2 protein-coding genes are annotated in these 13,875 nt (G+C 56.1%); one reads left to right on the forward strand and one right to left on the reverse strand.

Annotation, left to right across the window (positions count from 1 at the left end):
- Positions 1–5: 5 nt before the first annotated feature.
- Entirely contained in the window at positions 6–12,101 is a 12,096-nt protein-coding gene (locus ABT58_RS08710; RefSeq protein WP_047873995.1) for a retention module-containing protein, read from the reverse strand.
- A 300-nt stretch (positions 12,102–12,401) separates the two neighbouring features.
- Between ABT58_RS08710 and ABT58_RS08715 the strand changes: the two genes are divergently transcribed.
- On the forward strand, positions 12,402–13,871 hold the full coding sequence (locus tag ABT58_RS08715; protein ID WP_082211038.1) for an HlyD family type I secretion periplasmic adaptor subunit: 1,470 nt from the start codon (positions 12,402–12,404) through the stop codon (positions 13,869–13,871).
- Positions 13,872–13,875 lie beyond the last annotated feature (4 nt).

The following is a 13,875-nucleotide window of genomic DNA, read 5'->3' on the forward strand; positions in this document are numbered from 1 at the left end:
AACTCTCAATCCACGATAAACACATTATTGGTAAATAGTTGATTGATGATATCGGCCGAGGACGAGCCTGCCTCTAAACCCAAGCCAGCAACGTCCACGTTTTCTAACAGAATACCCTGCGTGCCCGCCGGATTGCCGCCGCTGACGGTGGTGAGATCCAACCGCAGGCTGTCTGTGCTCTCGACACTGGCGGTGATGTTATCGAGCAGACGATCTAAATCGCTGCTGCCGTCATCCGGTAAAATCTCGGCGATATTGAGCTGATCCAGCCCCACTTCCATGTCTTTGACGGTATCGGTCACACTGGTGCCTGCGCCGCCCACATCGCCCGCTTGCCACACAAAGGTATCGGCCACGCCATCGCCGTTGCCATTACGCGTACCGCCCCACAAGGTATCGTTGCCCTCGCCGCCAAACAGTTCATCGCTGCCTGCGCCGCCCACCAGAATGTCATCGCCCAAACCGCCAAACAGCCGTTCGTTGCCGTCTGCACCAATCACCAAATTGTCGCCGTCAGCATCCCCTTCACCCACTGCGTTGCCCGTCTCGGTCAGGTTATCCATCCGCACATTGATGACTAACGCCGTTGATTCTGCCTGACTGCCATCACTTTCCTGCGAAATCGCCACCACGGTGAGCGGGTTGCTGCCTTGGGGCAAATCGGCAATGAACAAATCATCCAACTGCGCAACAGGCACTTGCCAACTGCCGCCGCCCAAGTCTGTGCCCACTTCCGTGCCGCTGGCATTGACCAACCGGCCTGCACCCAAGTCGCGCACTTCCACCAGCAAGGTTTCATCCGCATCGGCCGCTGTGACAGCCAAGCCCAACAGCGGCACTAATACGCCCAGCGCCGCGCGGGTATCGGCCATTTGCGGCACCGTCAGTTCCAGTGTCGGCGGTTCCGGTTTGGGCGTGACCGTCACATTGATGGTGGTGGTTGCTTGCTGCGGTCCGCCGGAGCCCACATTGCCGTTATCATTGGCGACCACGGTGATCACATCGTCCCCTTTGAAATCCGGCGCGCCCTGATACGTCACGCCGCTGGCAAGCAAAGTGTTAATCGCAGCCAAATCGCCACTCAGCGTCACGTTGCCGCTGCCGTTATCGGTAATCGTCACGCCTGTGGTATCGCTGACGGTTAATGTGCCGTTGGTGGCACTCAAGGTCACGGTCATCACACCGGTACTGCCCGCTTCATTGAAGTCCACGTCACTCACGCTCAAACCAGAAATCACCAAGGCGCTGTCTTCTTCCACGGTTTGATCGCCGATAGTCGGCAGCACCGGTGCGTCATTGACCTGATTCACAGTAATCGGCACGCTATCGCTGTCTTCTAAGGGGCCGCCGATGCCTGTATTGCCTTGGTCATTGGTGGTCATTTGCAGGGTGTCATCGCCGTTAAAATTGGCGTTCGGTTGATAATTTATCCCCGCCGTCAGCAAGGCGGTGAGGTTCGCCAGCGATCCTTCCAGTACCAGGGTGCCGGTGCCGTCCCCCGTAACGGTAATGCCTGTCGTCGGAGACCCAGAAGGCACCGACAGCACCCCGTTGTTGACCACCAGCGTGACCGTCATGGTGCCGACTGACACCTCGTCCACGTCCACATCGCTGATGCGCAGGGTGTTAATCAGCAATACCGCATCTTCATCCGTAGTTAATGAGGCGGGCACCGTATTCACGGGCGCATCGTTCACCGCTTCAATGTCTAGCGTGATGGTCTGAAACACTTCGAGGGCATCCGTCGCCACATTGCCGTTGTCCACCGCCCGAATCGCCAAATTCAGCTCACCGTTCCAGTTGTTGCTGTTGGCGTTGCCCGGAATAAAGGTCAGTGAAGCCAGTTGCGAGGCCTCGACCGTCACCAGCCACACGCCGCCCCCTTGATTCACGGCCGTCCCCGTCACGCCCGCCGGCAAGGCAATTTGGCTGGAATCGGGCACGTTGCTGATTTCCACCTGCAAGGTCTCTGGCGGATTCTCGGTCACATTGCCCGCTGTGCCGGTGTAGCTGTTGGCATCATCCAGCGCTTCAATATTGAGCACCAGTTCAATGGCCTGATTTTCCGTGCCCGATGCGGTCGGCGTAATGTCGGTATCCACCCCGTCGGCAATCGGGTTCACTTGCACCGTAAAGGTCGCGCTGTTTTCTTCCGGCAATTCCAAACTGTCTTCTTTGGAAAACACCACAATGCCCAGCTCTACCGAGCCACTGAAATCTTTTGGCGGGATCAATCCCTGCCCCGCCAAGTCAAATGAACTGCTGCCCGCAGGCACCGATACACTCCACTCGCCGCCGCCGTTATTGGACGCGCCATCTATGATGAAGCCTTCCGGCACGTTGACGATTTTCAGTGACAGAATTGACTCGGAGCCATCCACATCCACCACTTCACCACGAATACCACTAAAATTGATCGGCCCGCTGTCTTCGTCGCCTACGATAGGCGTGTCGATACCCACAAAGCTGACCTCATCATTGACCGCAATCACCTCAAAACTGATGCTGCCGTCAAAGGTCGCGGTATCGGTTTGCACGGGGGCGCCCGGGGTTTGATCGTACTCGGCGGTATCGACAATGGTTAGTGCTACCCCCAATTCAATATCGCCACTGAAATCTTCCGGTGGCCGATAACGAATAGCCGCCAACTGGCTGGGATCAGTAATGGTCAAGGTGGTCACAGGGGTACCATCGGCGGTGAGAAACGTACCACCCTGGCTGCCCACCGTCAGCACTGCTTCTGCAATGGTTTCTAGCCCCGCCAAAGTAGTCGTGCTGATATCCGCCACGCTGGCGGTGACATCCAATATGATGATGCCGTCTTCATACGCGATATCGGGGTAAATCACCTGTGGGGTATCGCCTTCAATGGGCTGTCGGTCGGCATCCAAACCCTGCGTTTCCACCACGGTCAAACCAATTTCCGGCGCACGGTTTGGGTCACCCGTGCGACTCGGTACATCCACCACCGGATCAATGCGCACCTCAATGGTGTCGGTCACTTCTTTTACGTTACCGCTGTTAATGTCCGTATTGACGTATTTGACATCCAACAGGAAATCCCCGGCGAAATCTTGTGGCAAGTTGAGGGTAATGCCGGAAAAATCAATCGTGCCATCGGCGGGCACCGCCAGTTTGATCACGTATTCATTGGTGACGAAGTTGAAATCCATACCGGAAATCGACGCGCCCGACGGCAAATTGGCCGCGCTGATCACCAGTGAAAATTCATCGTTAAGCTGATCGTCATCGGTAGTGTCCAGCGACACAATGCCGTTCAAATAATTAGCTAAATTGACGGCGTTATCTTCCGTGCCGGTGAGGATTACATCCTGTTGCACCACAATCGGGGCAGCCAGATCCAGATTCAGCGCATCACTCTGAAAAATGATCTCTAACGTACTGTTCACTACCACCACGACACTGGGCTCAGTATCGTCACTGAGATCTTGCACCTCGGCGGCCAGCGCCACGTTCACCGCCCCTTCAAACCCTTGCGGCGCCAAGATCTGAATCGAATTCAAGCTACCTTGCGGCACCGTCCAGCTGCCGTCACCGTTGTTGATCCCGCCGATGACCACAAAATCGATGGACGGATCCGGAAAGGTAATGACAATTGACTGGATCACCTCATCACTGCTCGGGTCGAGATCTTCAAACACAATCTGGCCGTCAGAGCCTGCCGCGCCGGTCAAATCCAAGTTGCCATCGGTCGAGACAATGCTCTCGACAAACTCTGGCTGACCTTGGTCATTGATGATTTGCCCCCCCAGTTCGGCATCCGGTTCCACCACGGCGCGAATGATGACACTCAACGTGCCGTTAGCGACCTTGGTATCTGACGCAGGCGAGTCCACATCGTTTTCTTCCACCGTCACCTGCGAAGTGATCGCCGTCGGCCCGATGAGATTGAGATCCGAATCTTCCGGTGCCAGCAGTTGCAGTTGCGCGCCCCCCAACAGTTGGGCCAACTGCGCCGCATCTATCACCACCGAGCCGCTGCCATCGACCACCAGCGGCGTGATCGTCCCGCCATCGTTAATGCGCAACTGATAACCCGGCTGAATATTGCCTATCGTCAGGCCGGTAATGACTTCTTTGCTGTCGGAGAGAGTCGGTTGCCAATTGAGGGTAATGAATTGATCTTCCAGCCCGTTACTCTGGCGGGTGTAGTCTTCCACATCCACCACCGGCTCAATCTTGATGATCAGCTGCAATTCAAATTCGCCCTGATCACCATCGTTCTCGGTCACGATCACATTGGCATCCAACACGATATCTTGCGTACTGTTCTCCGGTGGGCGAATGGTAATGGCGACCGGTTGCTCAGGCGTACCGATGTCTTCACCGCTGAGTTTCACTTCATAGCGCGGCAAGCCGGTAACCGGATCAAAGCCGACAAACACCAACGTCTGTTCATTGCCTTCCGCATCAAAAATGCGCGTGCCTTCCGGAATATTGGAAATCACAAAGGTCAACGTTTCGGATTCATCCAACGGCGCATTGGCTTTTTCGCCAGAGATCAAACCGAAATCAAGCACGGCATCCGCATCTTCCTTGATGGTAATTTCCAGTGCGGGGGGCGACACGTCATCAATGATCGTCCAATCCGTATCATCGACGACTAATGTCGGCACATCGACCACGCCGGTTAAAGCGATTTCGATGAACTGTGCTGCCGTCACAAACTCATCTTCCACGGTTTGGATACTGCCGTCTTCCAGCGTGATATCAACCACGTCTTTCACTACGCCTTCAACCTTGATGCGAAAATCCACATTGCTTTCCGGCACCGGAATGAGCTGCACCTGATCGAGATCTTCAAACAGAATTTCGTACACCCCGTTACTGTCCGGTGTCAGTACCGTGCCGTTTTGCACCAAGGTGGCGCCGGTTGGCAATTCCGACAAGCGCACATACAGGGTTTCCACCCCGAAATCGTCATCGGTGTCGTCCAATTCGGTCAGGGTAATCAGCGGTGCCAAGGCGATGGGTTCGTCTTCTAAGCCGCTGTCTCGACGTACTTTCAGTTGGGCTTCATCGGCCACGGGCAGGACGTTCACCAGTAGGTTTTCGATCGTCTGTGCGGTTTCACTGCCGGGCACAAAATGGCCTTGCTCGCGGCTTTGTGCAGTCAGCGAGAGGCGAATATCGCCACTGAAATTGTCTATCGGATCCAACGCCACACTGCTGGCGGCCGAGACCGGCACTTCAAACACGCCGGGCGAGACTTCGGTGATCCCCTCGCCGACAATCTGGCCTTCCCCTTGTGTGATGGTGATGAAATAGGTCAGCACTTCAGAGCCGTCGGTGTCTTTCAGCGCGGCTTGGAAGGACTCAGCCAGGCTGATATTGGGGCCGTCTTCTTCGCCGTTGCCGTAATACACCACAGTTTCAGGGGCAAAAATCGGCGGATCGGCAATGCCCAGAATGTCCACGGTCAAGGTGCCGGACTGCAACGGGTGATCCACCCCGTCAGCGGTGATAATCTGCGCGGTCACGGTAAAATCGATCTTATTACCCGGCTCGGCAAAGGTGGAATAGTCTTCATCCCCGACAAAAGTGACGCCTTGCAACTGGAACACACCGTCCCCGTCCGGATCAGTAAAGGCGCTCGCAGGGATCAAGACTTGCGCGGGCGAAGAACCCGCCACGGGCGTCAACAGCGTGCCGTTGAGATAAAAATCACCGTGTGGCTCAGCAGGCAAAATAATGAACACCTCGCCGATTTGCTCGTTTCGATCCCCGTCACCGATATCTATCGACATAGTAATCGGCAAGCCTTGAGCGGGATCGGTAATCGTACCATCCGCGTCCCGCCCCTGATCTTCTTCGCCATTGGCCGGCAGCACCACCAACTCGGGCTCTTCATCGGTAATGGTGATAGTCAGCGTGCTTTGGCTGGTGTCGTTATCGCCGTCCGTCACCTCAAAATCCACGTTCACCACAATGGGGGCGCCGCCGTGATCCACATCCGGCAACGAGGTAAAAAACACATTCCCTTCCGGCGAAATAAACAACTGCCCTAACAGTTGCCCGTCCTGATTCACATCGAACGGAAAAAAGCCCTGCGGATTGGGCGTGCCGGTTAAAGTTTGTCGCTCACCATTGATGATCACCGCAGTCACGGCGGCATCGTCCGCCCCTTCTTCGCGCTCGGTCAGCACATCAAGCGTGGGTGTGGTGCTGCCTTCTTCCACCGCCGGAAACGCTGCGTCTTCGGTTTGTGGCACATCGTCATCCACCGTGACCAGCAAATTCACCGGCGCACTCAAATCCCCATCCTGATCTTGCGCTTGCACCGCAAAATCCATCGTCAATTGGGTATCGTTCTGGGGCTGCACATGATCCAACGCGCCCAACAAGGTGAAGGTGTAACTGCCGTCGGCCCGCAGCACTAACGTGAAAATCGGCACGCCATTAACCTGCCCGTCATAACGCTGTGAGGTAGCGGTACTGGCTGCGCTGTTGAACACCAACAACACCTGCGTGCCCCCCGCCGTCAGCGTGCCTGCATTGGCGGTGTTAAAGGCGGCGACATCCACCTGATAAGCAATAATGGCGTCCGATCCGGTATTGAATGACAACTGGCCAGACGCGGTTTGTTCAGTGCCGGACGGGTTCGATCCCGGATGGAAATTGCCGCCGGTATCAATGTCGCTTTCTTTGACCAATAACGGGGGAATACCGTTGATCACTGGATCCACCCCATCGGTAATGGTGGTGGTGATCAAGGCGGGTGTGGTCAGGCTGTCGCCATCGGTGTCCTGCACTTGCACGGGCAAATCAAACACAATGGTGTCATTGAGCTGGCGTACTAAGCCGGTATCGTTGGTGCCATTGTGATCCAGCTGCGCAAATTGCGTCACGACGGTGGTGATATCCACCTGCTGACCGTCGCTGTTTTGGGTGGCAGTCAGTACGGCGGTAAGCACCACCTCGCCGCCTCCCTCTCCTGTGGCGGTGAGCGTTAATGTGCCGACGCCGCTGTCGGCATCAGGATCTGTCGGCGCAGTTGTCCACGTGGCGACCACCGCATTGCCGCCAGCGGTCACTTCGGCAGCAAATTCATTGAGTAAGTTGGCGATCTGTACAGGATCGAGCGTGATCGTAGGAGGGTTAAGACGATCCACACCCGCAGCAATCGTGATCTGGCTGCTGCCAGACACCGGATAGCCCACGGTCGGCGGTGACGGTGACAAATCCCCTTCGGTAAAGGCAATCGCCGCCGTGTTGCCACCCGCCGGATCAGTACCATCCGTAATACTGACGGTGACCACGCCCTGTGCCGTATCTCCATCGCGATCTTCCACCGTCACATTCAGTGCTAAGGTGTTGAGATTGTCGATAGGTTGGTCCAATGGTTGCGACTGCGTGACAGTGTAACCCCCATCAATGCCGATTGTGATGGTCAACACCACAATGTCCGGTTGATCCGCCCGTACCACGGTGATTTGCCCACCGCTACCGACACTGGATACCGTTACAGAGGTGGCAAAGCCGTTACTGGTCAGCCCATTCAAACTGGGCTGCGAGGGCGAAAAGAACACCGCTACCACATCATCACTGCCGCCCACCACCGCAATGGTGCCATTGCCCGTCGCGTTCCCGTTATCCCCTTCGTTCAGTGCCACGCCGGAATCGTCACCGAAAGCAGGTTCATCACCATCCGTAATCGTTAAGGTAATTTGGCCGGTATTAGTATCACCGTCATCGTCCGTCACCACCACATCCAGTGGCAGGGTAATTGTGTCATCGCTGAGGTGATCCAGGTTATTGGTCAAGGTCAGGGTGTAATTGCCGGTTGGCGTCATGACCACGGTCAGCACCGGTACACGCGTGCCATTCTGTTCGATAAAGCCGTTGAGGGTATTGCCCCCGACCACTTCAATTTGCACCGGCTGGCCGTCACTGAACAGATCATCAAAAGCCGATTGCTCGGCCGCAAACGTAATGGCCGCCACGGCATCGCTGCCGACATTCACGTCAATCTGACCATTGAGCGTGGTATTGAGATCGGCGGTTTCATTGGCGGTAATGCCGCTGTCGGTCAGCAATTGCGGAATAGGGCCATCGACACTGGTGGCGGTGACGGAAACAGGCGTGGTCAGCACATCGCCATCCACATCCTGCGCCTGTACCGGTAAGCGCAGGACAATTTGCTCACCGTTAACGCTGACAAATCCGGTGTTATTGCCGTTGAGGTTATGATCCAGCGGTGCGCGCTGCACCCACGTCAGCGCCAAGTCCACATCCTGCCCGTTACTGGCTTGTGTCGCCGTCAGTGTCAGGGAAACCACTTCTGTGCCATTGGCCAGCGCACCGGATAACAGGCCGCTGGCCGGATCATAGGTGAACGTCAGTGCCGCACCACCAGCGGTAATTTCCGCATTCAGCTCTGCGAGGATCGCCGCAACTTCCGTCGGCGTAATTTGCACACTCTCAGGCAGTAACCGATCCGATCCTGCGGTGAGCACATCGCTTTGCGTGGCAGTGGCGGGATAGTCACTGTTACCTGCCTCATTGACCAAATCCGGCTCCACCAAGGCCACCGCGACGGTAGTGCCTCCTGCCGGATCATCCCCGTCAGTGACAGTAATGGTAATTTCACCGGCAGCCTGATCGCCGTCGTTATCGGTGATCACCACGTTCACAGGCAGGGGAATGCTGTTTGAATCGGGATCGGTGCCGGAGTGATCCAAGGTGCCGAGTAACACCACATCAAACTGGCCGCTGGCATTGATACTCACTGTCAGTACCGCATTACCCGCACCGTCTTCCAGGCGCAGTTCTGAGCCGGCCGGATCCCCCGCCGACACCCAGCTCAAGGCATTGCCGTCACTGGTGGCTGACACCGCAGGCTGATCGGCAGCAAACAATAAAGACGCGATCGCATCACTACCCACGTCAATGCCAATGGTGCCACTGACGGTTTGGTTGGCATCTTGCGTTTCATTGACGGTAACGCCCGCCCCTTCACCCAAGACAGGCAAAGCCCCATCGTTAATGGTGACGGCCACGGTTGAAGCCGACAACAAGTTATCGCCGTCGCTGTCGGTCGCCATGACGGGCACGGTAAAGGTCATCGCATCGGTATTGCTGGTGAAATACGGCGAGCTAGCGATATCAAGGTGATCCAGCGGCAGGAATTGCGTGGTCACGAGCGTGACTTGCACATCATTGTCTGACGTGACCGGACCGGACGTTGCTTGTACCGCAGAGAGCGTCATAGTCAGCACCGGCGTGCCATTTTGCAGTTCCACGCTCAGAATGCCGGTCGCGGCATCAAAAGTGACGGTCACGGGTTGGCCGCCGGAGGTGAGGTTGTTTTGCCAATCGGCTATCAAGGCACTGAGTTGGGCAGGATCGAGCGTGACGGATTCGGGCAACAAGCGATCGGCACCCGCAGTGATCACCCATTGGGTAGAGACAGTACTGGGATAGCCGCTGGCATTGCTGTTTCCATCGGGATCAGGGGCCGGATCCGGCTCCACATTTATCGCTGTGGCCGTTTCGCCGCCACTCGGATCCGCCCCGTCAATCAAGGTCAAAGTGATTTGGCTTTCGCTGCTGTCGCCATCGTTATCGGTCACTCGCACCGTCACGGGTAACAACACCTGATTGGTATCGACCGGTTGATCAAACGCATCGGTCATCACCACGGTATAGGTGCCATTTTCTGCTATCGTCACCGTAAAAATGGCTTGTCCAAGAGCACCTGGATTGGGAGAGCCGGATTCCTGTGAGAACAGCGTCAGTGTGTTGTCATCAACCTGATACGTGACGGGCCGTCCGTTACTGGTCAGGCTCGTGACCACCGCCGCCAAGGCATCATTGTCGACAAACACCACGCTGTCGATGGCATCACTGCCAATATCGACCGGTATCGTGCCAGTGGCCGAACTGATCGGCGGATTCTCACTGCTGCCTGGCACATTATCCGGATCGGTAATGCTTGCACCGGAATCGTCCCCAAACGCAGGGATCACGCCATCATTGATGGTCAGGGTAACGACTACCGGATCATCAAGGAAATCCCCATCGGTATCATTGGCTTGTATCGGCACGGTGATGACTATTTGCTCGCCATTCACCTGCACAAAACCGCTGCTGTTACCGGACCCGCCGCCAGCCCCTCCACTTGAACCACCGGAAAGATGATCAAGGGGAAATAACTGCGTCAATGTGGTGGTCACCACCAAATCTTGCCCATTGGCGCCTTGTACGGCTTGCACGCTGATCTGCACAGCGACATCACCGTTCGCCAAGCGGCCAATGAGTACCCCAGTAGCCGCGTCATAGGTAAAGGTGAGCGACTGCTGACCGGAACCCACTTCACGAGTCAGCTCGGCTAATAAAGCCGCCAGTTGCTGGGTATCGATGGTGACGGTATCGGGATCGAGTCGGTCGATACCGGCGGTGACATCAATAGCAACCGTGCCAATGGCAGGATACTCATTGGGCACTAAATCCGGCTCGGTGATGGTAATCTCGCCGGTTTCGCCCCCCGGTGGGCTGTTACCATCAATGGCGATGACCACTAACTGCCCCGTGGTGCTGTCACCATCAAAATCCGTTGCAATGATCCCCAGCTCCAACACCAACTCTGCACGTACCAGCTCATCAATCGGCTGAAATAATGTCACCACATAGGTCGCATCGGTCGCAATAGTGGCAGTGAGTACCTGCTCACCACGGCTATCCACCAGCAACAATTGATTCCCGGTTACCTCTACCGTGGTGGCAAAACCGTTACTGGTCAGTCCGTCTAAATCGGGCTGCTCCGGCGTAAACACGATGGTATCAATGGCATCACTGCCCACATCAAGCGGAATGGCTCCGTCCAACGGGACGCCCAGAAAATCCGCTTCATCGATGACGGTCCCTGAATCGGTGCCCAGTTGCGGATCGACCCCATCCAGAATATCGACGGATACCAATACAGGGGTATCAAACGGGTTACCGGCTAAATCGGTGCCTTGCAGCGGCAAGACGACAGACAAGGTGTCGTTTTGAATCTGCACCGAGCCACTGCCACTTCCATTATTACTATCAATATGATCAATGGGTTGGGACAACAGCGTGGTTACCGTGATGGTCACATCCCGCCCTGCCCCTTCGGTTTGTACCGTAAAGGTGACGACAGTACTGCCTGCGCCAGCGCCTGATGAAGAGTCCGACGCCAGCACGCCGACAATGGCATTGCTGGCCGCATCAAAGGTGAACGTGACCGCCTGCCCGCTGGAGGTAATGGTCTGATTCAGCGCCGCGAGAAATGCCGGTAAGGCACTGGCAGAAAAGGTGATGGAATTGGGATCGAGCGGTAATGAGCCGGCACTGACAATGACGCTGGTACTGGCCTCGGACGGATAGGTGTTAGGATCTAAATCCCCTTCGGTAAGTTGCATGGCCCCGCTTTCACCGCCAGCAGGCGCAAACAAGGGCGGAATGTCATCATCACTGACACGGGCAGCAGGGGTATATTGGGTATCAAAGCCGGCTTCAGCTAACGTGGCATCCCCGTCATAGGCAATCACCACAAAACCGGCATTGGCGGTATCGCCACCACCAGAGCCTCCCGCACCTGCGCCGCCCGCCGCTGGCGCTTCGAGCAGTTCGGTCGGATCGCCCCCGGCCAAGATCAGTGCTTCCAAGGCATCCAAATCCACATCGGCCAGTACGCCGCTTTGCAGATCATAAGGGATCGCATCCAACTCACTGACGAGCAAAGCTTCCGCATCAAATGCCGCTTGTTCAGAGGCGGAGGGCGCCACCAGTACACAGGTCGGGCACGGCCAATCCATCAACACCGGTTCACCGTTGACCATGAGTACATACTTGGCGTTGGCATCAGCAAAAATCACCCGTTGATCACTCAAGGCCACCAGCACCTGCCCTGATGAGGCCGTATCAGCCACATTGGCAACCAACACCCGCCCGTCAGATTGGGGGGCATAAACAGTGCCTTGCGCCAACTGCAAAGCAAGCATTGAGGACGCAGGAAAATCGCTGCTCTCTGTAAAAAAGCCTGACCCGTCCTTGGTGTTAGTCAATGATGCCGATGTGAAACCGGCACCGGATAATGAAGAGGTATCCGCCATAAAGCCTCTCGCTATCAAGTGAATAACACACGCCTGAGGGCGACATCCCCTTAGTGTAGTCTCACCAGCGATGCACCTTTCAAAACCAATAAAGCGTTCTCAGCTTTTAGAATTCCCAATCTCGGCACGCTGTCTTTTTCTTGGCTTACCTAAGCTCAGGCAATCAGCACACCTGTAACGCGCGCTGTGACCGATAAAACGCTATCACCCAGAAGAAACCGCCACGAGAGACGCAAGACAAAACACATAAGAAAGAACAGAAACATAAGAAAAAAGAGACAGAAGAAATAAGGCATCACCATGAAGCAATCCACACCCACAACAGGCCCTGCATCTGCCGCCGGAACCTCCTCCGGCCACCCGCGCCCAACCGCGCCGGTTGATCCGGCATTGCTGGCCTATGCCGACGACACGCAAGCGGCCTTTTTGCTGCATGCACCTCGTCGCGCCCGTGCGTTGTTGTGGGTGGTATTGGCATTTATCGTTATCGCTATCATTTGGGCCTGGCAGGCTCCGCTCGAACAAGTGACTCGGGGGCAAGGCAAGGTGATCCCGTCTTCCCAGCGGCAAGTGGTGCAAAATCTCGAAGGGGGGATCGTCAAAGCCATCCTCATTGCAGAAGGTGACACGGTGCAGGCCAATCAACCGTTACTGCACATTGATGACACCCGTTTTCGTTCAGATGCCCAGGAACGCCGCCAAGATTTGGCCGGGTTAGAAGCCGACGCCATTCGCTTACAGGCCCTGCTCAACAGCGTCACCACCGTCGCGCCGAAAACCATGACAGCACAAACGCTGGCCCGTTCATGGTCCCGCTCCGTCACCGTGCGCACCACACCATTAGACTTCCCCGATGCTTTGGCAGAACAGCATAGTGCCTTGGTGCAACGTCAGCGGGAGGAATTTCGCGACAGCCTCGCCAGTGTGGAAAACCAATTGTCGGTCATCGCCCAACAAATCAAACAGAAGGTACGCGAACTGGAGCAGGCCAAAGCGCGTTTGAGCAACCAACGCCACAGCTTTGCGCTGGCTAACGAAGAATACACCATCACCAAACCGTTAGCGGATGAAGGCGTGGTGCCTCGTGTCGAACTGCTCAAACTCAAGCGCCAAGTGAACGACGCACGTCGCGACATGACCGCCAGCCAACTGCAAATCCCCGAACTACAAGCGGCCATTCAAGAAGCCATTTATAAGCGGTTAGACATTGCCCTGAACTTTCGCGCGGAGACCCAAGCCGAATTAAATGACACCGCCGACAAATTAGATGCCCTGCGCCAATCGCAAGTGGGGCTGCAAGATAAAGTGTCCCGCACTATTGTGACCTCACCCGTGACGGGCAAAGTGCAAAAACTGCACATCAACACCATTGGCGGGGTGATCCAGCCGGGCATGGATCTGATCGACATCGTACCCACTGAGGATGCCCTGCTGGTGGAAGCCAAAATCGCCCCGAAAGACATCGGTTTTTTGCGCCCCGGCCTGAAAGCCATCGTCAAATTTACTGCCTACGACTTCACCCAATACGGCGGCCTGACCGGCACGCTGGAACACATCAGCCCGGATACTTGGGTCGATGAAGAAGGCAACAGCTTTTATCACGTGCGGATCCGCACCGATGCGCCCCATTTCACCGATCCGCAAGGCGAACGCTTACCCATTATTCCCGGCATGACCGCTTCCGCTGATGTGATCACCGGCCATCAAACGGTCTTACAGTATTTGCTTAACCCGGTGCTGAGAGCGCGCCAAACGGCACTGAGGGAGTAACGCT

Origin of the sequence: Photobacterium aphoticum (genome assembly GCF_001029435.1) — a bacterium.
Lineage (GTDB): Bacteria > Pseudomonadota > Gammaproteobacteria > Enterobacterales > Vibrionaceae > Photobacterium > Photobacterium aphoticum.

Coding starts and splice junctions, on each gene's coding strand:
- ABT58_RS08715 (WP_082211038.1), top strand. CDS start 12,402: ATGAAGCAATCCACACCCACAACAGGCCCTGCATCTGCCGCCGGAACC.
- ABT58_RS08710 (WP_047873995.1), bottom strand. CDS start 12,101: ATGGCGGATACCTCTTCATTATCCGGTGCCGGTTTCACATCGGCATCA.